Origin of the sequence: Pseudomonas sp. S150 (assembly GCF_004526365.1) — a bacterium.
In the GTDB taxonomy this organism is placed as follows: Bacteria; Pseudomonadota; Gammaproteobacteria; order Pseudomonadales; family Pseudomonadaceae; genus Aquipseudomonas; species Aquipseudomonas putida_A.
This window is the reverse complement of sequence record NZ_CP038207.1, coordinates 4,127,290-4,151,620: the sequence shown is the minus strand read 5'-3', so window position 1 is coordinate 4,151,620 and position 24,331 is coordinate 4,127,290. Positions and strand designations below refer to the sequence as shown.

Genomic DNA, 24,331 nt, shown 5'->3' with positions numbered 1-24,331 from the left:
GGAGATGCCGCGCATCATAGCAGGCGTGCGGCGATCTTGAGGCTGATGCATAGCAAATGTAGGAGTGAGCCTGCTCGCGATGGCGGTGTGTCAGTCAGCATCGATACCAACTGGCGGACCGCTATCGCGAGCAGGCTCACTCCTACAGTAGATCTGCGGTGTCAGTGAGAATGACGCGGGACTTCCGCCCCTCGGCAACCCACCAGGAAGTCGAAGTCACAGCCCTGATCCGCCTGCAGCACATGGTCGATGTACAGCTGACGATAGCCGCCGACCAGTAGCTGCTGCGGTGGTTGCAGATCCGCCATGCGCGCCGCCAGTTCGGCATCCGGAATGTCCAGATGCAAACGCCCGCTGGCGCAATCCAGCTCGATCCAGTCGCCTTCCTGCACCACCGCCAACGGCCCGCCGGCCGCCGCTTCCGGGGCGACGTGCAAAACCACCGTGCCGTACGCGGTGCCGCTCATTCGCGCATCAGAAATGCGCACCATATCGGTCACACCCTGCGCCAGCAGCTTGGCCGGCAAGCCCATGTTGCCGACCTCGGCCATGCCCGGATAACCCTTCGGCCCACAGTTTTTCATCACCAGAATCGAATCTTTATCGACATCCAGTTCCGGATCATTGATCCGCGCCTTGTACATGTCGAAGTTCTCGAACACCACCGCACGACCGCGATGCTGCATCAGCTCAGGCGTAGCGGCGGACGGCTTGAGCACCGCACCCAGCGGCGCCAGATTACCGCGCAGCACGCAGATGCCGCCGTCAGCGCGGATCGGATTGTCGAGGGTGCGGATCACTTCGTCCTCCCCATAGATCGGCGCATCCTTGGTGTTCTCGCCCAGCGATTTACCGTTGACGGTCAGTGCATCGGGATTGGGGATCAGATTGGCCTCGCCGAGACGGCGCAGTACCGCTGGCAAACCACCGGCGTAGTAAAACTCTTCCATCAGAAAGCGCCCGGACGGTTGCAGGTCGACAATGGTCGGCATGCCGCGCCCGATGCGCGTCCAGTCATCCAGATCCAGCTCGACACCGATGCGCCCGGCGATGGCTTTCAAGTGGATCACCGCGTTGGTCGAACCGCCAATAGCCGCGTTGACCCGAATGGCGTTTTCAAAGGCTTCCTTGGTCAGGATCTTCGACAGGCGCAAGTCTTCGCGCACCATCTCCACCGCACGCATGCCGGACATGTGCGCCAACACGTAACGCCGCGCATCGACTGCCGGAATCGCCGCGTTGTGCGGCAGGGACGTGCCCAGTGCTTCGGCCATGCAAGCCATGGTCGACGCGGTGCCCATAGTGTTACAGGTGCCCGCCGAGCGTGACATGCCGCCCTCGGCCGCGAGGAAGTCGTCAATGGTGATAGTGCCGGCCTTGACCTGTTCGCTGAGCTGCCAGACCACGGTGCCGGAGCCGATGTCCTTGCCCTTGTGCTTGCCGTTGAGCATCGGCCCGCCGGTGACGACGATCGCCGGCACGTCGCAACTGGCCGCGCCCATCAGCAGCGCCGGGGTGGTTTTGTCGCAGCCGGTCAGCAGCACCACGCCGTCAATCGGGTTGCCGCGAATCGCTTCTTCGACGTCCATGCTCGCCAGGTTGCGGGTGAGCATGGCGGTCGGGCGCAGGTTCGACTCGCCGTTGGAGAACACCGGGAATTCCACCGGAAAGCCACCGGCCTCGATCACCCCGCGTTTGACGTGCTCCGCAATCTGGCGGAAATGCGCGTTGCACGGGGTCAGTTCCGACCAGGTGTTGCAGATGCCGATGATCGGCTTGCCATGAAACTGGTGGTCGGCGATGCCCTGATTCTTCATCCAGCTGCGGTACATGAAGCCGTTCTTGTCGGCAGTGCCAAACCATTGGGCCGAGCGCAGGGTGGGTTTCTTCTCAGACATGATCGATTCTCTTATTGTAAGACTATTGTTTGCGAGTCACGGCTAAACATAAGCGCAAAATCGCCGCTTTGGAAGTGTTGTTGGGTAATTAGTATTACTATATAGTCGTTTTCGGTGGAGGGATCGGCCCTGGCGGTTTTCCGCGAGAGGCGTCCCCCGAGGTTCTATAAAAACAACAATTGGAGACCGATCCCATGAGCCAGGAACTGCGGCTTGTTCGCCGCATCACGCTGAAACTGATTCCCTTCCTGATCCTGCTGTACCTGATCGCCTATGTGGATCGCTCCGCCGTCGGCTTCGCCAAACTGCACATGGGCACCGACATCGGCATCGGTGATGCGGCCTACGGTCTCGGTGCCGGACTGTTTTTCATCGGCTACTTTCTTCTCGAAATCCCCAGCAACCTGATGCTCGAGCGCTTCGGTGCGCGGCGCTGGTTTGCGCGGATCATGATCACCTGGGGCGCGATCACCATCGGTATGGCGTTCGTCCAGGGCCCGCACAGTTTCTACGTGATGCGCTTTCTGCTCGGCGCGGCGGAGGCGGGGTTCTTCCCCGGCGTTCTCTACTACATCACCCAATGGTTCCCGGTGCGCCATCGCGGCAAGATCCTCGGCCTGTTCATCCTCTCTCAACCGATCGCGATGATGATCACCGGCCCGGTGTCCGGCGGCTTGCTGGGCATGGACGGCATCCTCGGGCTGCACGGCTGGCAGTGGCTGTTCATCGTCATCGGCACCCCGGCGATCCTGCTGACCTGGCCGGTACTGCGCTGGCTGCCCGATGGCCCGCAAAACGTGAAGTGGATGGATCAGGCCGAGAAAGACTGGCTGACCGGCGAACTGAAAAAAGATCTTCAGGAATACGGCCAGACCCGTCACGGCAACCCGCTGCATGCGCTCAAAGACAAACGCGTGTTGCTGCTGGCGCTGTTCTACCTGCCGGTGACCCTGAGTATTTATGGCCTCGGCCTGTGGCTGCCGACGCTGATCAAACAGTTCGGCGGCAGCGATCTGGTGACCGGTTTTGTCTCGGCGGTGCCGTACATCTTTGGCATCGTCGGTCTGCTGATCGTGCCGCGCAGTTCCGACCGCATGAATGATCGCTACGGCCATCTGGCGGTGCTCTATGTACTGGGCGCGCTGGGCCTGTTCTTCAGCGCGTGGCTGACCCTGCCGGTGGCGCAACTGGCGGCGCTGTGCCTGGTGGCGTTTGCGCTGTTTTCCTGCACGGCGGTGTTCTGGACCTTGCCGGGACGATTCTTCGCTGGGGCGAGTGCGGCGGCGGGGATTGCGCTGATCAACTCGGTGGGCAACCTCGGCGGCTACATCGGCCCGTTCGTGATCGGCGCGCTGAAGGAATACACCGGGAATCTGGCTTCGGGGCTGTATTTCCTCAGCGGGGTGATGGTGTTCGGTTTGATTCTTACCGGAATCGTCTACCGCGTGCTTGAGCGCAAACACGTGCTACCGGTCGAGCAGTTCGCCGCCAGTGCACGCGGTGCCACCCGAACCTGAATCTGCAGAACAACATGGAACCCATGTGGGAGCGGGCTTGCTCGCGAATGCGGTGGGTCAGCCACCCTCATCGTTGAATGACACACCGCTTTCGCGAGCAAGCTCGCTCCCACAATGGATCGGCGTCGAACTCAAGACTGGTTTACAGGAGAGGACATATGCATCTGGTTCAATTCGAATTGATTAACGGCGAGCGCCGCGTCGGCGTGGTCGACAACGGGCTGATCCGCGAAGTGCAGGACGCCCGCAGCGTACGCGATCTCGCGCTGGCCGCGATTGAGGCCGGCGGTACTCTGGAGCAGCAAGTACAAACCCACGGCCTGGGCATCAGTCATGACTATGCGCAGTTGCTCAAAGACCGGCGCATCCTGCCACCGCTGGATCACCCGGACCCGGCGCACCTGCTGGTCAGCGGTACCGGCCTCACGCATCTGGGCAGCGCCTCGGCGCGGGACAAGATGCACCAGCAGGCCGGCGACGAAGCGCAAATGACTGACACCATGCGCATCTTCAAATGGGGCGTGGAGGGCGGCAAACCGGCGGCGGGGCAGGCGGGCGTGCAGCCGGAATGGTTCTACAAGGGCGACGGCAGCATCGTCGTGCGTCCGGGCGAGGCGTTCCCGTTGCCACCGTTTGCCGAGGATGCCGGCGAGGAACCGGAAATGGCCGGGCTCTACGTCATCGGCCACGACGGCAAACCGTATCGCCTCGGTTTCGCAGTGGGCAACGAGTTCTCCGACCACGTCATGGAGCGCAAAAACTACCTGTACCTGGCCCACTCGAAACTGCGCAGTTGCAGCTACGGCCCGGAACTGCGCACCGGCGAATTGCCGCAGCATCTGGCCGGCACCAGCCGCATCCTGCGTGACGGTAAAGTGCTGTGGCAGAGCGAATTCCTCAGCGGCGAAGCCAACATGTGCCACAGCCTCGCCAACCTTGAATACCACCATTTCAAATACCGCCAGTTCCTGCGTCCCGGCGACGTGCACATCCACTTTTTCGGCACCGCGACCCTGTCGTTCGCCGATGGCATCCGCACCCAACCGGGCGACCGGTTTGAAATCAGTCAGGCCGAATTCGGCGCCCCGCTGGTCAACGGTATCGCCCCGGCAGCAGCGGCTTTTCAACCGGACAGCATCGGCACCCTTTAAGGAGCTCCCATGACTCAGATTCTTGGCCACAACTACATCGGCGGACAGCGCAGCGCAGCAGGCAACGTCAAACTGCACAGCGTCGACGCGACTACTGGCGAACAGCTGCCGTACGATTTCATTCAAGCGACGGAAGCCGAAGTCGATGCCGCCGCCAAAGCCGCCGCCGCAGCGTACCCGGCTTATCGCAGCCTTAGCGCCGAACGCCGTGCGCAATTTCTCGACGCGATTGCCGATGAGCTGGATGCGTTGGGTGATGATTTCGTCGCGCTGGTCTGCCGCGAAACCGCGCTGCCGGCGGGGCGGATTCAGGGCGAGCGCGGGCGCACCAGCGGGCAGATGCGCCTGTTCGCCAAAGTCCTGCGGCGCGGTGATTTCTACGGTGCGCGAATCGATTTGCCATTGCCGGATCGTCAGCCATTGCCGCGTCCCGATCTGCGGCAGTACCGCATCGGCCTCGGCCCGGTCGCGGTGTTCGGTGCGAGCAACTTTCCGCTGGCGTTTTCCACTGCGGGTGGCGATACCGCTGCCGCGCTGGCCGCCGGTTGCCCGGTGGTGTTCAAGGCTCACTCGGGTCACATGGCAACCGCTGAACTTGTCGCCGACGCACTGATTCGCGCCGCCGAAAAAACCGCGATGCCGGCAGGCGTTTTCAACATGATCTACGGCGGTGGCGTTGGCGAATGGCTGGTCAAGCATCCGGCGATCCAGGCAGTCGGTTTCACCGGTTCGCTCAAGGGCGGTCGGGCACTGTGCGACATGGCGGCGGCGCGGCCGCAACCGATCCCGGTGTTCGCCGAGATGTCGAGCATCAACCCGGTGATCGTTCTGCCTCAAGCCTTGGCCGAACGCTCGGAAACCATCGCCCGCGACCTGACCGCTTCGGTGGTGCAGGGCTGCGGCCAGTTCTGCACCAATCCGGGTTTGGTCATTGGTATTCGCTCGCCGCAGTTCAGCGCCTTCGTCCAGCAAGTCGCCGGGCTGATTGGCGACCAACCGGCGCAAACCATGCTCAACGCCGGCACCCTCGGCAGCTATGGCAAAGGTCTGCAAAAGTTGCTGGCGCATTCCGGCATCAAGCATCTGGCGGGTAATGCGCAGCAGGGCAGTCAGGCGCAGCCGCAACTGTTCAAGGCAGACGTCAGCCTGTTGATCAACGGCGATGAAGTGCTGCAGGAAGAAGTATTTGGCCCGACCACAGTCATCGTCGAAGTGGCGGACAAGGCCGAGCTCAGCGCGGCGCTGCATGGGCTGCATGGACAGCTGACGGCGACGATGATCGGCGAACTGGTCGACTTCGAACGCTTCCCGGAGCTGACACCGCTGCTCGAACAGAAAGTCGGGCGGATCCTGCTCAATGGCTATCCGACGGGTGTGGAAGTGTGTGATTCGATGGTGCATGGCGGGCCGTATCCGGCGACATCCGATGCGCGCGGAACGTCGGTGGGGACGTTGGCGATTGATCGTTTCCTGCGCCCGGTGTGCTTCCAGAACTACCCCGACAGCTTGCTGCCGGAACCGCTGAAGAATGGCAATCCGTTGCGCATCCAGCGGCTGGTGGATGGCAAGCCCTCGCGCGACGCGTTGTAAATCGCGCCGCACACCCCCTGTGGGAGCGGGCTTGCTCGCGAAGGCATTCTTTCAGTCAGTGATTGATTGCCTGACACACCGCTTTCGCGAGCAAGCCCGCTCCCACAGGGATCTCCAGCGACAATGAGCTATCATTGGCCCTTTCCCCCCTAAGAAAGACTGTTTGCCATGACTGCCCAAACCCTTCTCAACGCCCTCGAACACTGCGGCATGGTCGAAATCGATGGCTTGCATGCCTTCGAATTCGCCCTCGACGAAGACGACAACCTGCACATCGAATGCATCGATGGCCGCACGGCCAAGCATTGGGAGTTCACCCCGGCGCAGGTTACGGCGGCGACGTTTGACGAAGATCTGCAGAGCTGGCTGATCATTGGCTACGCCAGCGACACCAAAACCACCGGCGAGCACCGTTTGGTCTGCGTCGGCGACGTAGTCAGCAGCAGCGATGACGAGGAAGATGATCAATGAACATGCGTAAATTCTGGCCACTGCTGATGGCCGGCAGCGTCGGTGCGATGGGCCTGTCCAGTGCCAGCGCCGAGACCTATCAATTGCTGGTGGGCTCCTACACCGCCGGCACCAGCCAGGGCATCTATCGAATGAATTTCGATAGCGCCACCGGACAGATCGCTGCCAAGCCGCTGCAAGTGGTGAAGAGCGAAAACCCGTCGTGGCTGACCCTGTCCAAAGACCAGCATCGGCTGTTCGTGGTCAACGAAAACGGCCCCGGCCAGAAAGACCCGGTGGGCCGCGTCAGCAGCTACTCGATCGATCCGAAGACCCACACTCTGACCCTGATCAATCAAGTGCAGAGCCTGGGCAACGAGCCGACCCATTCGAGCCTCAGCGGCGATGCCAGCCATCTGTTCGTCAGCAACTATTCGGTGGTGGAAGATCCGGGCGGCACCCTCGCGGTGTTGCCGGTCGGCGCCGATGGCAAGCTCAAACCGGTGGTGCAGATGAGCGCGCACCCGGCGAGCCGGGTCAACCCCGAGCGTCAGGCCTCGAACCACGTGCACTCGACCGTTTCCTCACCGGATGGCCGCTACGTGTTCTCCAACGACCTCGGGGCGGACAAGGTCTTCATCTACAAATTTGACCCGAAGGCCAACCCGGACCTGCCGCTGACCCCGGCGAAAACCGCTTCGGTGAGCCTGCCTGCCGGCAGTGGCCCGCGTCATCTGCTGTTCAGTGCCGACGGCAAGCATGCCTGGCTGACCATGGAAATGAGTGCGCAGGTCGCGGTGTTCGACTACCACGACGGCGTGCTGACCCAGACGCAAATGGTCGATCTGGCAGCGGGTCAGCCGACCTCGGACAAAGCCGCCGCCGCGCTGCATGCCTCGGCCGATGGCAAGTTCCTCTACGTCAGCAACCGTGGCACCGCCAATCAACTGCTGGTGTTCAGCATCGATCCGGCGACCGGTCAGCTCAAAGAGCTGCAAAAGCGTTCGGTAGAAGGCGATCACCCGCGTGAGTTCAGCCTTGATCCGAGTGGCAAGTTTCTGCTGATCGCCAACCAGAAGAGCAACGAAATTGTCGTCGTCGAGCGCGATGCCAAGACCGGTCTGCTCGGCAAAACCGTGCAAAAACTGCCGATGGACGCCCCGAGCGACCTGAAGTTTCTAGTGCGACAATAAGCCACAGGCCCCGGTTTACGGGGCCTGTCTCGTTGTATTAATCGCGCTGATATCCGGTAATGCTACAAAGCATTTCAAGCGATCAACCCTCGAGCGTTAAGTTTGCTTCACGGCCCAACCGGGCAAAGCAAGCCAACCGAATACGAGGGTTACCGCCATGAACTTCAATCTCTTCTCGATCATCGCCGCTTCCGCCATCTCCGCCACCGTTGCGTTGCCAGCCAGTGCCAACGTTGAAATAGCCGGCAAAAAATCCCACACCCAGAGCTACACCCAGAAATACCTGCAACAGAGCGCCAACTTCTACGCCGCGCTGGATCACAAAGCCCAACACTGAAATGCCCGCTTCGAACAACTCCCTGTAGGAGCTGCCGAAGGCTGCGATCTTTTGATCTTAAACGTCAAAAGATCGCAGCCTTCGGCAGCTCCTACACGTATGCGTGATCGAAAAATCTCCGCTCGATAGGTTTCCTTCAACGCCGAGATAGACCGGCTAAATAATCAACCAAGCTGATGTTTACTATGGCAAACCCTGAGTGGTTACCGCGGCTTTTTTGATTGATCCTGACGGCACTGAAACATGCCCACGGAGCACATCATGGCCAGTTCAATCATTACTTCAGCCAAGCGCGGCGCCTACCTGGCCATCGGTCTTTACCTGGCCTTGGTGCTGTTTATCAGCATCGCCGCGCAAACCCAACACAGCTTCGACGCACCGATCCAGGTCGCACACCCCGGCATCCAGTTCGAACACCGCGCAGACGTGCTGGTTGATCGCGCTGAACTCGCAGGAGTGGGCGGCGCATGAAAGGCTACAGACTCTGGGTCATCGCCGGGCTGGCACTGATAACCAATGGTGCGGCGTTGCTCGGCTTCGGCCAAGGCTCGGTGGGTGCGCTGGCGCGGGCCATAGAGGCCAATCACAGCATTGCGCACAATATCGAGCGGGCCAACTCCCAAGGGTTGCTGGCCGGCAATCCGCCGATCAAGGCTGAGGTCGATTTTCTTGGGCCGTTTGAAGTGGATTGCTCGGCACTCGGTATGTGCGCCGTGCTGGCTTAGAGTGAGCGAACCATTGTGGCGAGGGGATTCATCCCCGATGGGCCGCGAAGCGGCCCCAGACCCGGCGAACCGGATTATTCTGATACACCGAGGTGTCTGATTTCAGGGCTGCTTCGCCGCCCATCGGGGATGAATCCCCTCGCCACAAGGTGTTCGGCAAGCAGGAAGAGGGGGTTATTTCTTCATGATCGAGGTGAAGAGGTCGGATTCGAGCAAGCGCTGCAACCACGCCTGCAACCGCACATAAGGCGTCTGCGCAAACCACTCGCGATCAACATGCGCAAACTGCCGAACGAACGGCAGCAACGCGATATCCGCGAGACACGGATGATCACTCAGCAAATAATCCCGACCTTCAAGCAACTCATCCAACTGCTGCAAAAACAACGCCCCCTCAGCCCGATAAACTTCCATCGGCTGCTCGGGATAACGCTCGGCATATTTATAGCGGTTCAAATGCACCTTGAATGCCTGATCGTTGGCTTCGATCAACCCGGCAATCCGTGAATCACCGCCAAGCACCCAGTTGTCAGGATCATTCTGCGCCAACGCCCAGCGCATGATCTCCAGGCTCTCATCGATCACCCGACCCTGCGCATCCAGCACCGGCACCGTGCCTTTGGGCGAGATCGCCAGCATCGCGGCCGGTTTGGCCTTGAGGCTGACTTCGACGATCTCCACCGGCACGCCCGAATAACGCAGCGCCATCCGCGCACGCATCGCGTACGGGCAGCGGCGGAACGAGTACAGCGTATTCATTTCACCTCCAGTGTGCTCAAGCCGTTGCCTTGGCGTTGTACCTGAATCTGCACCGGAATTCGTTCGTGCATTTCCTGCACGTGGGAAATCACCGCGACTTTGCGTCCCTGGGCCTGCAAGCCGTCGAGGGCGTCCATCGCCAGTTGCAGCGACTCCGGATCGAGGCTGCCGAAGCCTTCGTCGATGAACAGCGATTCGATTTTCAGCGTGCTCGACGCCATCGATGCCAGCCCCAGTGCAAGGGCCAGCGACACCAGGAAGGTTTCGCCGCCGGACAGCGAATGCACCGAGCGCAATTCGTCGCCCATCTCGGTATCCATCACCAGCAGGCCGAGCATGCTGCCGCCGCGTTTCAAGCGATAGCGTTTGACCAGTTGGCGCAACTGCACGTTGGCGTGATGTACCAGCAGGTCGAGGTTGTAGGCCTGGGCGATCTTGCGGAAGGTGTCGCCGGTGGCCGAGCCGATCAACGCATTCAGGCGCGCCCAGCGCTGGTATTCGGCATAGGCGACGGCGATCTGCTGCGCGAGTGCCTGATTGGCGTTTTGCCGACGCTGATCTTCAGCTTGTTCGGCGCGCAGTTCGGCGCACTGTTGCTCGCTGAGGTTGAACTGGTTCTGCAGCTCGGCGAGAGCGCTGGCGAGTTGCTCGGCATCGAGATTGCCGTTGTGCTGCGCCTGATGATCGGCCAAGCGCTGATCTCGTTCCTGCAGCAGCACCTTGGCCTGTTCGATGGCTTTTTCGTTGTGCTGCAAGCGCTGGCGCAGTTCGCTGAGCTGCGTGTCATCGACGCGCAGCAGGTCTTCGAGACCGCCGTCATCCAGTTCAGGATGGCGTGCGCGCCAGTCGGCAATCTTCTGCGTCAGGTCGCTGTCTTCGCTTTGCAGCGCCTGTAAGCGTTCCTGTTGCGCCTTGAGTTCGGTACCAATTTGCACAAGTTGCGTACGCACGCTCTGCAGTTCCGCAGCGGTGCTGGTTTCGGCGTTGCGCGCCTGATCCACAGCCTGTTCCAGTTGCTGCTGCCAGTGCTCGGCGCTGCTGTGTTCGCCCAACAGTTGCGCCAGTTTCGCCTGACTGGCCTGCTGCTGCTCGGCCAGTGCGCTGAATTGCTGCTCGGCGCTTTGCAGCTGCTGGACGCGGCTGAGCTGGCGATCCTGTTCCTTGTCCAGCGTCTGCTGGCGTTGTTGCTGTTCGGCCAACTCTTCCTTCTGCTGATCAACCTGCGCCAGACGTTCGGCAATCTGCCGATCCAGCTGCATGAAGGTTGCTGCCGGCTCGATGCGCAAGGCCTCGAGGGTTTCGACTGGCAGCAAACTGGCGAACGCGCTGAGCTCTTCGTCGAGACGCTGACGGTCGCTGCTCAGTTCGCGTTGTTGGTTGCTCAAGTGTTGCGCCGCTTGCTGATGCGCAGTTTCGGCATTGCGCAGTTGCTGGGTCAGGCGCGCCGCGTCCTGTTGCAGGGTGAGCAGGGCGCTCTGGCGTTGTTCGTCCTGAGTGATGCTCTGATTCAGTTGATCGTTCTGCCGGGTCAGCCAGGCGTCACGCTTGTCGGCGTCCTGATTGAGCAACTGAGGCGCCAGCGGATGCGCCTGCAGACTCGGCGCCAGTGCCTGAAGCTGGGCGGTCAATTGCTCCTGCTGTTGCAACAGCTCTTTCTGCCGGGCGATCACGCCACCGACGTCGGCGCGCAGCTCGGTGAGTTTTTCCTTGAGCTGATCCACCGCTTGCTGCGCGCTGGCCTGCTCGGACTCATCGTGCCGGCCGAGGCTTTGCAGCAGCGCTTCCGGCTGATGATACGGATGCTCGTTGCTGCCGCAGACCGGGCACGGCTGATCGTCCTGCAACTGCGCGCGCAGCTCTTCGACACTGGCACTGCGCGCCAGACGCTGGCGTTCGAGCAGTTCTCGGGTGACGTTAAGGGTTTGTTCGGCGACGGTCAGCTCGGCCTTGGTTTTCACTCCGTCCTGGGTCAGGCGCTCGCGTTCCTGCTGTGCATCGAGCAGGCGCTGTTGCAGCTCGGCGCCGCGTTTTTCCAGCTCCTGCTGACTGGCCCAGAGTCGTGTCAGGTCTTCGATGGCGCGCAGCTGTTTGCGGTTGTCCTGTAACAGAGTGCCAAGGATGCCGATCTGCTCGGCGACGGCATCCGGCTCGGCGCCGGCCTCTTTGAACAGCACTTCCAGTTGCTGTTTCTGCGTAGCCAACGCGTCGGCGCTGTGCGCGGCGTTCTGTTCGAGGGTCGCCAGTTCGGCCTGGCCCTGGTTCAGGCGATTGCCGATCAGCATCAGCTGTTGCAGGCGATCGCGGTAGGCATTCCATGCATCACTGAGCGGCGCCAGATCCGCACTCTGCTCCAGCTCGGCGGCGATTTTCTGCAGGCGTTCAGCGACTTCGGCCTGTTTCGTCTGCAACGCCTGAATCGCGCTCTGGCCTTCGGTGCAGGCTTGCTCGGCGGACTGCCGGGCCTCGGCGCTGAGTGCGGTGTCCTTGGCGAGACGGGCGAGGGTGCTTTGCTCCTCGAATGCCTGACGCAGCAGCGGGGCGCTTTCGCTGTGTCGCTGCTGCGCTTCGCTGAGGGCGACTTGCGCTGACTCGAGCGCCTGTTCCAGTTGTGTCTGGCGTTCGCCGAGTTCGCCGTGTTGATGAGTGTGCGTGGCAATCTGCGCCGCCAGCGGCGTCAGTTGCGCATCGAGTTCGGTCTTGCGCGCGAACTGGTGACGTTGCGGGGCGAGTTGTTCCAGGCGCGTCAGTTTCAGGCGCTCGCCGGCCAGACCTTCCCACTGTTGCTGCGCACTGTGCAATTGTTCGGCGGCGGCTTGTTGCGCGTCCTGCAACTGGCGCAAATCCTTGAGCCAACTGTGCTGTTGTTCCAGTTGCTTGAGCTGCGCTTGCTGCAACTTCAATTGCTGCTGGGCAGCGTTGAAGCGTTCGTCCAGCTCGGCGCGGGCTTCGGGGGCCAGTGGAGTGACGCCAGTGGCCTGATCCTGCAGCAGCTTGTGCGCTTCGCGGGCCTCTTTGGTCTTGTCGAATGCGCGGCGGCCGAGGCGGGTGTAGAGCGCGGTGTCGGTGAGTTTTTCCAGCAGTTCGCTGCGGTCGTTGTCGTCGGCCTTGAGGAACGCGCTGAACTCACTCTGGGCCAGCAGCACGGCGCGGGTGAATTGTTCGAAATTCAGGCCCAGCGCGGCTTCGAGTTGGGTCTTGTATTCGCCTTTCTGGCTGGCGAGCAGTTGATCCTGATCGATGTCGCGCAGGCTCTGCCGGCTGGCCTGCAACTTGCCGCCGGCCTTCTCGCGGGCACGGTTGGCTTCCCAGCGCGCACGGTAACGGCGGCCATCGACGCCGACGAAATCCACCTCCGCATAACCTTCACCGGTACCACGGCGCAGCAAGGTGCGCGGGTCGCCGGTGGCGATTTCGCCGTCCGCATCCGGAACCTTGGCGTCACGGCCAGTGTTGTTCAGGCGCGGCACGGCGCCGAACAACGCCAGGCACAAGGCGTCGAGCAGGGTACTTTTACCGGCGCCGGTCGGCCCGGTGATCGCGAACAAACCGGCACTGGCCAACGGTTCGGCGGTGAAGTCAATCTCGAACGGCCCGGCCAGCGAGGCGAGGTTCTTCAAACGAATGGCGAGAATCTTCATGGCTGCTCGCCCTCCATCTGTACGTCCTGCAGCAGTTCGGCGAAGTCCTTGAGCGTCTGCTCATCGACCTCGTTGCCATAGTTGTCGAGCCAGGCGCGACTGAACAGTTCTTGCGGAGTGAGTTGATCCAGTTCGACCAGCGCGCTGCCGTCGTCGCTGCCCTCGGCGCCAAGGTTGCCGGCGTACTCGGCGGCGATCCGCACCAGACGCACGGCTTTGCCTTGCAGAGCGTTTTCCACCTGATGGCGCAGATCCGGCTGCGGCTCATCGAGGGTTACGCGCACTTCCAGCCATGGCTGGCGCTGGGTTTCGGCGAGCAGATCGATGTTCGGCAGGTCGGCCAGTTGCAGCAGGATCTCCGCCAGCGGCGCCGGGCCGATGCGTTGCAGGTTGACCGAGCGCGGGATCAGTTTCGGCTCGACGCTGACCAGGGTTTCGCCATCGAGGGTGATGTCGAGAATCTGATGCTGATAGCCGATCTCCGAGAACGACAGCGGAATCGGCGAGCCGCTGTAGCGAATGCGTTCTTCACCGTTGACCTTCTGCGGCTTGTGCAAATGGCCGAGGGCGACGTAGCTGATGCTCGGCCCGAACAGGCTGGCGGGCAGCGCTTCGGCGTTACCGATGATCAGGCTGCGCTCGGAGTCTTCCGAGACCGAACCGCCGGCCATGTGCGCGTGGCTGATGGCGACCAGCGCCTGACCCGGCTGACGCTTGGCATTCGCCGCTTCGATCAGCCATTCATGCACCTGACCGATACCGCGCAGATAGTTGTCGCCCAGATGCGCACCGGTCACTTCAGCCGGACGCAGGAACGGCAGCGCCAGGCACCACGCAGCGATCTCGCCTTGGGCATTCGGCAGCGGCAGCAGCAGACGTTCGGCGTCGAGCTGGCCGTCATCCAGCCACAACACCCGCCCCAGCGCATGGGTCCGCAAACGGCGCATCAACGGCGCCGGCAGCTCGATGCGCGAGCCGGAATCGTGGTTGCCGGCGATCATCACGATGGTCAGCAACGGCTGCTGCTCGTGAGCGCTGACGATGAAATCGTAGAGGCGTTCCTGGGCTTTGACCGGCGGATTGACCGTGTCAAAGATGTCCCCGGCAATCAGCAGCACATCCGGCTGCGCCAGTTGCAGTTGGCGCAGCAGCCATTCGAGAAAGCACGCATGCTCGAAATCGCGCTCCTGGCCATGCAGGTTTTGCCCAAGGTGCCAGTCGGAGGTGTGGAACAGACGCAAGGTGGACTCCGCTACATAAACAGGTGATGGCCGCGGGGAAATGATGGGCGGCTAAAGAGGGGGGAGTTTACTGGCAAACGGGCGGACTTGCCCAAAGGCTTGAAAAATCAGGAGGTCGTGGCGGATGCCGTCTGTCGCTACTGTCAGATCTGACAGTAGTCAGCTATCAGCACCGAGTGGTGGGATTGCCGCTGTCGCCAGGCTGTCAGGCCGGGTTGTCTGCCACTCACGGAGTTGCTTGCATGAAAACGAAATCAACATCTGAAGCCACGAATTCTGATCCTGATATCGACGCACTCAGGCCCATGACCATCAGTAAATTCGCGACCCCCGTGGAGGGCTACGACGGTGGTTTGGGGGTGGCCGGTGTGGAAGGGGGCGTGCATTTTCGGGTGAACCCCTGGCTGCACATGGAGGAGGGCGACGAGTTCAAGGTTTATTGGGCCGACGGGACGGTGCCGGTCTGGAGTAAAACCATCGAACTCGAGGATGAAAACCAAATCGTCAAAGGGGTCATCGACGAGGGGCATATCCGCAGGGGGGATGCCTATCCCGTGTTCTACAGTGTGACCCGCGCGAACCAGGCACCGGAGGAGTCGCCGCTTCAGAGGGTTCTGGTCAAGCTGGATCGCCCGGGCGGTTTCGATGACGACTTTTCCACGCCCGGCAACCAGAACCTGCGCTACCACATTCCCCAAAGCATCATCGACAATGGCGTCGGCCCCGAGGAGGCCGCGGCGGGTGTGCCGATCACGATCCTGCCGTACCCCTTCATGCGTATCAACGACCGTGTAAAGGTGGCGTGGGGCAGCGTAGAGAAAAACGTCCTTGTCGAGCAAAAACATATTGACGACCCCGACGACAACCCGCTGGTCGTGACCATCGATCAAGCACTGATCGAGGAGGCGGGCGACAGCGCCGGGGTGATGGTGATGTACCAGGTGATCGATGAGTGTGGCAACTATCCCGATCCACGTTCCCTATGGTCGGCGCCAACCCGAGTCGTGGTGGATCTGAAAGGAAATCGGCTCGATGCGCCGATCGTGCTGGAGGCCGATCCGCAGACTTACGAAATCGACCTCGACGAATTGAACGATGACGACGTGAACGTTCTGGTCAATACCCCCGCTGGCATCTTCCAGGAGCAGGATGTCGTCGCATTGACCTGGCGAGGAATCAACGCCGAGGGCGCACCGATCAACCATGGCCCGGTAGAGCTGTCGGTGACACGAGTCGGTCTTGCGCTGCCGTTCACTGTGCCGAACGACAAGGTACGAGCCATTGCCAAAGGCCGGGCCAGTGTCTCCTACATACTCAAGCGAACGGGCGTGGCCGATCGGCCGTCCAAGACCGTCGGTATCTCGGTGACGGGGGAGACCTTCCGACTGCCGTCCCCTACTGTGGACGAAGCCCCTACCGGTACGCTGAACCCGGACGAACGCTGGGCCACCGTGCGCATTCCATGGTTTGCGGGACGCGCCGCCAGTGACCTGTTGACGCTGATCTGGGAGGCCACGCGGCCCGGCGGCGGCATCGTCTATTACGAAGACCCGCGCCCGGTTGGCGATGTACCGGATGACGAGCCGGTGTTGCGCAATGTCTCGAACGCGGAGATCCAGCGTTTCGACGGCTTGAAGGTCTCGGTGTTCTATACCGTCGCCAATGATGATGAGGCGACACTCAACGTGCGCGAGTCGTTGCGGTTCGAAATGCAGGTGGGCGAAGTGCAACCGCTGTTCGTGACGCCGCGCGTGGAGGAGGCGGTGCCTGGCACGTCGTTGATCGATCCGGAAGCCGTCCCGCCGCTGGGCTGTAAATTGATTGTGACGTATCTGCAGACACAGCCCGAAGACTTGGTGAATTATCGCTGGCGCGGTACGGGCGGTAACGGCAGCACCAGTGGCTCACTGCGTCTTACAGCGCAAACTGCGGGTAAGGAAGTGCCGTTCACGGTGCCGAAACAGTTTGTGACCAACAACCTCAATCGCCGGATCGTCATCGACTATTTCATCGTGCGTGACGGCAAGACCCTGGGTTACTCCTTTCCACTGACCTTGCGGGTCGGCAATGCCCTGCTGGATTTCGATCCGCCCTCAATTGATGGCGCGCGCGGCGACCAGATCGATGCGAGCGCGGTGCCAGCGGTAGGTGCAACCGTACGTCTGGCTGCGGCGTATGGCTTGAGGGTGGGCGATAGCGGCGAGATCCGCTGGATCGGCGTTGCCGGCGGCGGTACCGCCATCGTGCCGTTTCGCGTGGAGAGCGGAGAAGCGGGGCGCGACAAACTGATCAGCGTGCCGCAGTCGGTGGTGTTGGCCAATGTCGGGCGGGAGATCTCGTTGGATTGCACCGTGGTGCGCCAAGCCGGTGGTCGCCAGTATTCGCGGGTGGCGGTTTATGACGTGCGTGCAACGCTGGGGACAGGACGCTTGCTGGTGATGGGCGCGCGCTCGCGGGGTAATTACCATATGTATGGCGGCGGGACTGCGTGGTTGACCGCGCTGGATGCAACCACCCGGCAGCCGGTCAGGGCCTGGTGGCGGTATAGCGGCGAGGAGGGCGAGGTCAGTGGTGCGACGTTCCGTGACACTCGGCCGGACCGGCTGCTGCATGTGCGGATCAGTGATGATCAGGTGACGATCAATGCGCAGAACCTGTGCGGGAACGGTAATTTTATGTCCGAGGTAGTTTTAAATAACGCAGCCTTTGCGGCGCGGACAGAGCGTGGAGCTCTGGTGGCGTGGGGCAATCCCGGCCGTGGTGGGGATTTGGGAGATTCGTTACCGGCCATTTCTGATGTCATATCGCTGAGTGCTTGCGGTTATGCCTTTGCAGCGCGTCAGGCCGGTGGTGCGGTAGTGGCATGGGGGGTGAGGGGGATGGGAGGAGACGTTTCGGAACCCATTAGTCTTATGCGGGATATCGTGGGAGTGAGCGGCAACGGTTACGCGTTCTGTGCGCTGCGTCGTGACGGGAGCCTGGTGGCGTGGGGAATCCTCGGTTTTGGGGGGGCACTTCCACCGCCGATACCTGCGCTGAGGGTCGTCAAAGTGATCGGCAATCTCAACGCCTTCGCTGCGCTTCGGGCCAATGGTTCGGTAGTGGCTTGGGGGGATCAAACCAACGGAGGTAATTTGCCTGCGGCCATCGCGGCATTGACTGACATCGTTGATATAGTCGCTACCGGCTACGCCTTTGCAGCCCTGTGTGCCAATGGTGCGGTAGTGGCATGGGGCAGTACCGGTAGAGGGGGAGTTGTGCCTGCCGAGATTGGAGTACTGATAGACGTTGTGGAACTGAGCGGAACCGAACGCGCCTTTGCCGCGCGACGCAGCAATGGCAGCGTTGTTGCCTGGGGGGGCGGGGCACACGGCGCAAACGTTCCTGCGCCGATCGCATTACTGACGGATATCCGGACGATAACGGGTAACTATGGATCATTCGTCGCATTGCTGAGCAGCGGGCGGACAGTGGGTTGGGGATCCCAGGCAATTCCGGCGCCAGTTGCATTACTGACTGACATCGTCCAGGTGGTATGCGGGGGAGTTGCTTTTGCCGCGCTGCGGGCCAACGGCACCGTTGTAGCCTGGGGGGGTGCTGATCGAGGTGGTGAAATCCCGGAGGCCATTGCGGCCAGACTGGTCAACGTCCGCGCCATTTATAGCAACACCCATGCCTTCGCCGCGCTGACCTCCAGCGGCGAAGTCGTGACCTGGGGCCGTGGCCCGGCCGGCGGTAACAGCGATGGTGTCGCCGACCAGCTCAACGGCAAAATCTTCTACGAAGCCACAGCGTTGTCCCGTGGTTTGGGAATGCGTGAGACGCGACTGCTTGAAGCGGCAGCAAGTGAACAAACGCTATAACACCATCAACGCCTGAAAGATCGCAGCCTGCGGCAGCGCCTACACGGACTAAATGTAGGAGCTGTCGCAGGCTGCGATCTTTTGCGGTTTACTTCGGATAAAGCGGCGGCAACCCGCTGTCACCCACCGGATCCTGCACCCGTTCCGCCGCCGGAATGGTACGGATCGCCCGCCACAAATCCTCGCCCTGCCAATGCTGCCCGGTCTCGCTGTACAGCGCACCATTGAGCCCGTCCAGCGCGTCCGACAACGGCACAAACCGCGCCGCCATATCTGCCAAAGTCTCCGGCTGCTGCCGCGCCCATGCATCCAGCGCCTGGCGCGTCGCTTGCGGATCATTCGCCTGGCACGCCCGCTTGATGTCGTCCAGCAAAGTGCGCGGGCTCGGCCCGGTTTGGGCGGCGCGATGCACCGCCGGTTGCCAGCGCGCACGCCACCACAGGCCGAATCCGAGCAGGGTGGTGCAGGCGAGGATCAGGGTGCTGAGTTTCCACCACCACAACACATCGTTATCGATGGCGCTCACTTGCAGAGTGCCGGCCGGGGTGTCGACCTGCAGGCTCGGGTTGTTCGCTACTTGCAGGGTGCGCGCCGGCAGGCTGGTGTGTTCCAGATGATCTTCGAAGGTGTTCCACCAGATCACGTCTACCGTCGGCAACTCGATCGCGCCGCTGCGGCTGGGCACCAGCGCTTCGCGTTCTTCACGGCTGCCGATCAGGCCGCGCTCGCCGCTCTGGTTGCTCAGCACCGGTTGATCCGGGTAACGGCGCAAGCCGTTGGCTTCGGTGCCGGGCAGGGCCGGCAACTGCGAACTGGCCAGGCCTTCGGCTTTTAAAGTCAGGCTGCGAGTCAGGGAGTCGCCGACCTGTAGGTGATCCGGCTCCGGATTCCAGCTTTCGCTCAGGCTCAGGCTGCGCGCGGGCAGCCATGGCGCATCGGCGGGGTAGGTCAGCGGTTTCGGTTTGACCGTCAGCGGAATCTCCGAGGAGCTGACGTGCAGCAGCTTGCCCGGTTTCGGGCCCTGCGCGGTCGCGTCCTGAGCCGGCTGAGTGTCGACCAGTGTGGCGCTGAAAGTCTGCGGGGCGATGGTCAGCAAGCCACTGTGCTGCGGGTAGATCGCATAGCGCATCTCGATCACGCCATGACGCACGCCGTTGATGTCTTTTTCGTAGGTGCGGGTGTCGCCCAGTTGCTCGATACGCGCGTCGGCGATCTGCAGCGGGGTCAGGCTGCTATCGTCGTACAGCGACACCGAGTGGTAGATGCGCAGGGTCAGGATCGCCTGGGCCTGCACGTAAACGCTGGACTGGTCGAGACTGGCCTCGATGAACACCGGGTCCAGGTTGTTTTTCTCTTCGCGGCTGTCGCTCTCGACTACTTGCACGGTGATCGGCTGGCTCTGCACCTCACCCAGTTGCAGCGGCGGAATGACCACGCTGCCGTTCTCTTTCGGCAGCAGGGTAATGATCCAGCGCGTGGTGGCGCGGTTGTCGCCATTGAGGGTGTTCAACTGGTTGACCTGACGCGTGCCGCGCACCTCGAACAGCGGTTCCAGCGGCGTCAGGTCGGGTTTGCCGAACTGCGTGACATCATCCGTTTCGAGGGTGAGTTCGACCGTCTCGCCGGAGTTCAGGCGACTGCGATCCACGCTGGCCGTCAGCTCGGCCGCCTGTGCGTTGGCCATGCAGAGCAGCAGGGGCAGCAAGAGAGCGGTGAAACGGGTCATCGAGTTTTTTCCTGATCCTGATGTTGTTGCTGTTCGTACCAGAATTTGCGTCGCAGCAGTTCGCCCGGGTCGTCGGGGATCTTGCCCAGCCATTGTTCCAGTGCCTGACGCTGCTCGCCTTCGAGGTTGTCCTCGCTCGGTCGCAGCGTTGGCACGGTGTCGGTTTCTTCCGCTTCATCGCTGCCTGGCACTTCGTTGGGGCCTGGCTGCGGCGGGGTGGTCGGCGGCGATTCGTTGGCCGACTCGCCGGGCTGCGCCTCGCTCGGGGTGTCACTTTTCACCGCGGGTGGCGGCGTGGTCGCTGGCGGTGGTTCATCGCCGGGCACATTCGGCTGAGCTGGTTGCGGTTGTGGCTCGGCTGGCGGCGGAGTGTTCTTCTGCTTGAGCAGGTTTTCCACCAGGGCCTTATTGGTCAGCGCCGGGCGCAAGTCCGGTTGCAGTTCCAGTGCTTGCTCATAGGCATCGATGGCGGCTTCCAGCTCACCACTTTTCGCCAGGGCGTTGCCACGATTGTAGTGGGCGCGGGCATCGCTGCCTTCGGCGAAACGCTGAGCGGCGCCACTGTAATCGCCGGCCTCGTACAACGCCAGCCCTTGCCACTGGTGATCTTCGAAGTGTTCGGCAGCCTCGGCCGGACGCTTCTGTTTGAGCAGGTGCAGGCCCTGTTGATCGGGGCGCAGCCACAGGTCTTCGAAGTCGAAAGCGTAGCTCGGCTGCGGCAGGCACAACAGCAATGGCAGGCAGAACAACCAGCCACGCCGTCCGGCGCAGGCGGCGAGCAGCAATAGCGGCAACAACAGCCAGTATCCCTGATCGGCCCAAGTGTCGAGGCGCACGGTCTGGCCATCGTCGCGCAAGCTGCGCGGGCCATCGAGCAGGCCGAGGGCGCGCAAATCGGATTCGTCCAGCCGCGCGCTGTGGTACTCGCCGCCGACACTGGCGAGGAATGCGCCAAGGCCCGGGCTGTCGAGTTGCGGCACGCGGATCGCGCCTTGTTCGTCCTTGAGGAAACTGCCGTCCTCCTGAGCGATCGGTGCGCCTTCAGCGGTGCCGATGCCGAGCATCAGCAGTTGTGCCGATTGCTGGCCGAGGGCGTGGCGAATGCCTTGGCGTTCTTCTTCGGTCAGCGAGGAGCCGATCAGCAGAATCCGTCCCTGACCGAGCGCGCCTTGCTTGAGCAAGGCCAATGCTTTGCTTACGCCGAGATCAGCGCGATGGCCGCTTTCCGGCATCAGCGACGGCTTGAGGGCGTCGAGCAGATTGTGGCTGGTCGCCAGGTCATCCGACAGCGGCACCAGGGTGTGCGCGCTGCCGGCGTAGACGACGATCGCGGTCTGCGCGTCGCTGCGTACCTGCAACAGGTCGAACAGCTTGCGCCGGGCCTGTTCCAGTCGCGTTGGCGGTGAGTCGGTGGCGAGCATTTCCGGGGTCAGCTCCAGCACCACCACCAATGGATCGGCAGGCTTCTGGCTGGTCTGTTCGACGCGTTCCCAGCTCGGCCCGAGCAGGGCGACGATGGTCAGCAGCCACGCCACGCCGAGGGCGACCCACGGCAGTTTGCTGGTGCGCCCATTGCCTCCGCTGAGCAGCGTCGAGTGGAACGCCGGCGGCAGAATCATCTGCCAGCGTCCGGCGCGTTTCTGCCGGTGCCAGAGTTGCCAGATCAGCCAGCCGAGCAGCGGCAGGAGCGGCAGCCACCAAGGGCGGAACCAGTGCGGCCAGAGCGCGATCATCGGCGCCTCCGCAGACGCAGGCGCTTGAGACGCTCACGCCAGTCAGGCAACGGACTTTGCAGATACAGCTCCTTGGTAAACAGGCGTTGCAGCGGGTTGTCCGGCCACAATTCGCGGGCGACCAGCAACAGGCTCAGCAGCAGGGCAAAGGCCAGCGGCCACTGATACAAGGCTTGCGTCGGGCGCGCCTGGGTCGGTTGCTGGGTCACCGGTTCGAGTTGATCGAGGGTGTCCCGGATCGCTTGCAGCTCTTTGCCGTCGCGGGCGCGGAAGTATTGGCCGCCGGTGGCGTTGGCGATGGCTTTGAGGGCCGGCTCGTCGAGATCCAGGCTCGGATTGACCCCGAGCAGGCCGGTGCTACCACTGTCTTCGGGGTCGGCGCCGATGCCGATCGGGTAGATTTTCACCCCTTCGCTGGCGGCCAGTTTCGCTGCGGTCAGCGGATCGATTTCGCCGCCGTTGTTGGCGCCGTCGGTGACCAGAATCAACACTCGGCTTTGCGCCGGACGCATACGCAGGCGCTTCAGCGCCAGACCGATCGCATCGCCGATGGCGGTGTTCTTGCCGGCGATGCCGATGCGCGCTTCATCGAGCCAGACGCGCACGGTATGCCGGTCGAACGTCAGCGGTGCCTGCAGATAGGCCTGACTGCCGAACAGGATCAGACCAACGCGGTCGCCATCACGGCTTTCAAGGAAATCGCCGAGCAGATGCTGAACCAGCGACAAGCGACTGACGTCTTCGTCCTGCCACTGCATGTCGGGGAAATCCATCGAGCCGGACACGTCCACCGCCACCAGCAGATCGCGGCCGCTGGCGGCAATCGGCAACGGGTCGCCGAGCCATTGCGGACGCGCGGCGGCGCTCAGCAGCAACAGCCACAGCAGCAGGAACGGCGCTTGCTGGCGCCACGCCGGCAGGTTGGCGCGGGCCCGGCGCCGCGCCAGGCCTTCGAGGTCGGAGAGGAAACTCACGCGCAGCGCCGGCTCGCCGCTGTCGGCCACCGGCAGCACCAGACGCATCAGCCACGGCAGTGGCAGCAGCACGAAGATCCACGGCCAGGCGAACTCAAACATGCTTGCGAATCCAGGTGTCGACGGCTTGGGTCAGGCCGGCGATGGCTTTGTCGTCGAGTTTGCATTCGGGTTTATAGGCGCCTTCGACCAGCACCATCCAGCGCGTCAGGCCGGCGGCCGGGCAACGGTTGTCGAGAAACGCCAGCCATTTGCGGCCGTTGAGCGTGTGACTCTGGCTGTAGGGGTAGTGGTTGCGGCACAGGCGTTTGAGCAGACCGTTGAGCTGCTGCAGCCAGGCACCGGCGGGTGCGCCGTCGTAGGGTTTGGGCATCTGCGCCAGTTCGGCCAGTGCGGCGATGCGCACGGGGTCGAGCGGTTGTTCGGCGCGCACGATCGGGCGTTTCTTGATCGGAATGAACCGGCGCAAACGCCACACGGCGAAGCCCAGCAGCGGCAGCAATAACAGCAGCAGCCACCAGCCCGGCGCTGGCGGCCAGAAGTCTATCGGCGGCGGCGAAATCAGCGGTTGCAGTTGTTCGAGGCCGTTCATCGACTGCTCCCCGGGCGCTGCGGATTGAGGAACTCGCGCATCTGCTCGACCATTTCGCTTTGCGTGCTCAATGGCATCAGCAGCACCCGCAGTTTTTGCGCGAGCAATTCCCAACGGGCGATGCGTGCTTCGGCCTGAGCGCGATAGGTCTGGCGCAGCTCGAAATTCAGCGTGTCGAGTTCCAGCTGTGCGCCTCTTTCCGCGAATCTCAGAAGCCCGGCGGCAGGCAGGGCGTGATCCAGTGGATCGGACAGCGGCAACAGCAACAGATCGCAATGACGCGATAGCAGGCTCAGTTGCTGCTCGGCGCTGTCGGACAGCGCGCGCTCGTCGCAGATCACGATCACCAGGCTGCCCGGGCGCAACACCTCACGCGCCCGGCGCAGCGCCACGCCGAGGGCGTCGCGGTCCGGCTCGCGTTCGCTGTGCAGCGACTGATTGACCTTCACCAGGCGGTTGAGCAATTGCAGCAGGCTCTGCTTGCTGCGGCGCGGTTTGATTTCGTAATGCTCGTTATCGCCGAACACCAGTCCGCCGACCCGGTCGTTGTGCCCCAGCGCCGCCCAGCCGATCAGCGCCGCCGCTTGCGCCGCGAGCACCGACTTGAACATCAGCCCGGAACCGAAAAACAGCCGGGTGCTTTGCTCGACCATGATGAAAATCGGTCGCTCGCGTTCTTCATGGAACAGCTTGGTGTGCGGCTCCTGGGTGCGCGCGGTCACGCGCCAGTCGATGGTGCGCACGTCGTCGCCGGCCTGATAGACCCGCACCTGATCGAAGTCGACCCCGCGACCACGGAATTTCGAGTGATGCAGACCGATCAGCGGACTGCGCTGACTGGGTGTGGAAAACAGCTGCACTTCGCGCACACGGTGGCGCATCTCGATCAGATCGGTGAGGCTGATGCGGATGCCCGGTTCGGACGGCAGAGGGGCGTTCATGGG

General features: G+C 62.4%; 18 protein-coding genes. 9 read left to right on the top strand and 9 right to left on the bottom strand.

Annotated features, from left to right (window positions below):
- Positions 1–161: 161 nt before the first annotated feature.
- Positions 162–1,898, bottom strand: coding sequence for an IlvD/Edd family dehydratase (locus E3Z29_RS18880; RefSeq protein WP_115984925.1), 1,737 nt, complete (start codon positions 1,896–1,898; stop codon positions 162–164).
- 194 nt (positions 1,899–2,092) lie between these two features.
- On the opposite strand from E3Z29_RS18880, the gene E3Z29_RS18875 reads away from it, so the two are divergent.
- The 8 genes from E3Z29_RS18875 to E3Z29_RS18830 all read left to right on the top strand — a co-directional run bounded on the left by E3Z29_RS18875 (position 2,093) and on the right by E3Z29_RS18830 (position 8,861).
- Entirely contained in the window at positions 2,093–3,415 is a 1,323-nt protein-coding gene (locus E3Z29_RS18875) for an MFS transporter (protein WP_134786599.1), read from the top strand.
- 158 nt (positions 3,416–3,573) lie between these two features.
- Positions 3,574–4,566 carry an AraD1 family protein gene (gene araD1 / locus E3Z29_RS18865; protein ID WP_134786597.1) on the top strand — a complete coding sequence of 331 codons (993 nt, stop codon included), beginning with the start codon at positions 3,574–3,576 and terminating at the stop codon, positions 4,564–4,566.
- A gap of 9 nt (positions 4,567–4,575) precedes the next feature.
- Positions 4,576–6,156, top strand: a complete 1,581-nt coding sequence (locus E3Z29_RS18860) for an aldehyde dehydrogenase (NADP(+)) (protein ID WP_134786596.1) — start codon at positions 4,576–4,578, stop codon at positions 6,154–6,156.
- Positions 6,157–6,324: 168 nt separating this feature from the next.
- Positions 6,325–6,627, top strand: a complete 303-nt coding sequence (locus E3Z29_RS18855) for a DUF5629 family protein (protein WP_098964272.1) — start codon at positions 6,325–6,327, stop codon at positions 6,625–6,627.
- Positions 6,624–7,799 carry a lactonase family protein gene (locus E3Z29_RS18850; protein ID WP_134786595.1) on the top strand — a complete coding sequence of 392 codons (1,176 nt, stop codon included), beginning with the start codon at positions 6,624–6,626 and terminating at the stop codon, positions 7,797–7,799. The genes E3Z29_RS18855 and E3Z29_RS18850 overlap by 4 nt, the downstream gene beginning before the upstream one ends.
- Positions 7,800–7,956: 157 nt before the next feature.
- On the top strand, positions 7,957–8,136 hold the full coding sequence (locus E3Z29_RS18845) for a hypothetical protein (RefSeq protein WP_047598402.1): 180 nt from the start codon (positions 7,957–7,959) through the stop codon (positions 8,134–8,136).
- A 261-nt stretch (positions 8,137–8,397) separates the two neighbouring features.
- Positions 8,398–8,607 (top strand): hypothetical protein, encoded by a 210-nt coding sequence (locus E3Z29_RS18835; protein WP_134786594.1) that lies wholly within the window; start codon positions 8,398–8,400, stop codon positions 8,605–8,607.
- Positions 8,604–8,861, top strand: a complete 258-nt coding sequence (locus tag E3Z29_RS18830; protein ID WP_098964270.1) for a hypothetical protein — start codon at positions 8,604–8,606, stop codon at positions 8,859–8,861. Before E3Z29_RS18835 ends, E3Z29_RS18830 begins: the two co-directional genes overlap by 4 nt.
- Before the next feature lie 174 nt (positions 8,862–9,035).
- Here E3Z29_RS18830 and E3Z29_RS18825 read toward each other — a convergent pair whose 3' ends face one another.
- Genes E3Z29_RS18825 through E3Z29_RS18815 form a run of 3 tightly spaced genes read right to left on the bottom strand, consistent with a single transcriptional unit; the run spans position 9,036 to position 14,499 of the window.
- A complete protein-coding gene (locus E3Z29_RS18825) occupies positions 9,036–9,620 on the bottom strand; it encodes a glutathione S-transferase (protein ID WP_134786593.1) in 585 nt (194 codons plus the stop codon).
- Positions 9,617–13,258 carry an AAA family ATPase gene (locus E3Z29_RS18820; RefSeq protein ID WP_134786592.1) on the bottom strand — a complete coding sequence of 1,214 codons (3,642 nt, stop codon included), beginning with the start codon at positions 13,256–13,258 and terminating at the stop codon, positions 9,617–9,619. Before E3Z29_RS18820 ends, E3Z29_RS18825 begins: the two co-directional genes overlap by 4 nt.
- Complete coding sequence (locus E3Z29_RS18815) at positions 13,255–14,499, bottom strand: exonuclease SbcCD subunit D C-terminal domain-containing protein (RefSeq protein ID WP_134786591.1); 1,245 nt, start codon at positions 14,497–14,499, stop codon at positions 13,255–13,257. The genes E3Z29_RS18820 and E3Z29_RS18815 overlap by 4 nt, the downstream gene beginning before the upstream one ends.
- Positions 14,500–14,741: 242 nt before the next feature.
- Between E3Z29_RS18815 and E3Z29_RS18810 the strand changes: the two genes are divergently transcribed.
- Positions 14,742–18,362, top strand: a complete 3,621-nt coding sequence (locus tag E3Z29_RS18810; RefSeq protein ID WP_134786590.1) for a hypothetical protein — start codon at positions 14,742–14,744, stop codon at positions 18,360–18,362.
- Positions 18,363–18,450: 88 nt separating this feature from the next.
- Here the strand turns inward: E3Z29_RS18810 and E3Z29_RS18805 are convergent, their stop codons facing one another.
- The 5 genes from E3Z29_RS18805 to E3Z29_RS18785 are packed head-to-tail and all read right to left on the bottom strand — an operon-like array spanning position 18,451 to position 24,328.
- Positions 18,451–20,088, bottom strand: a complete 1,638-nt coding sequence (locus E3Z29_RS18805; RefSeq protein ID WP_134786589.1) for a BatD family protein — start codon at positions 20,086–20,088, stop codon at positions 18,451–18,453.
- A complete protein-coding gene (locus E3Z29_RS18800) occupies positions 20,085–21,821 on the bottom strand; it encodes a tetratricopeptide repeat protein (protein ID WP_134786588.1) in 1,737 nt (578 codons plus the stop codon). Before E3Z29_RS18800 ends, E3Z29_RS18805 begins: the two co-directional genes overlap by 4 nt.
- Entirely contained in the window at positions 21,818–22,897 is a 1,080-nt protein-coding gene (locus E3Z29_RS18795) for a VWA domain-containing protein (protein ID WP_134786587.1), read from the bottom strand. Before E3Z29_RS18795 ends, E3Z29_RS18800 begins: the two co-directional genes overlap by 4 nt.
- The gene (locus tag E3Z29_RS18790; RefSeq protein ID WP_027613095.1) at positions 22,890–23,387 is read right to left on the bottom strand and encodes a DUF4381 domain-containing protein; all 498 of its coding nucleotides are present in this window, start codon (positions 23,385–23,387) and stop codon (positions 22,890–22,892) included. Before E3Z29_RS18790 ends, E3Z29_RS18795 begins: the two co-directional genes overlap by 8 nt.
- Positions 23,384–24,328, bottom strand: a complete 945-nt coding sequence (locus tag E3Z29_RS18785) for a DUF58 domain-containing protein (RefSeq protein WP_027613096.1) — start codon at positions 24,326–24,328, stop codon at positions 23,384–23,386. The genes E3Z29_RS18790 and E3Z29_RS18785 overlap by 4 nt, the downstream gene beginning before the upstream one ends.
- Between the last annotated feature and the right edge of the window lie 3 nt (positions 24,329–24,331).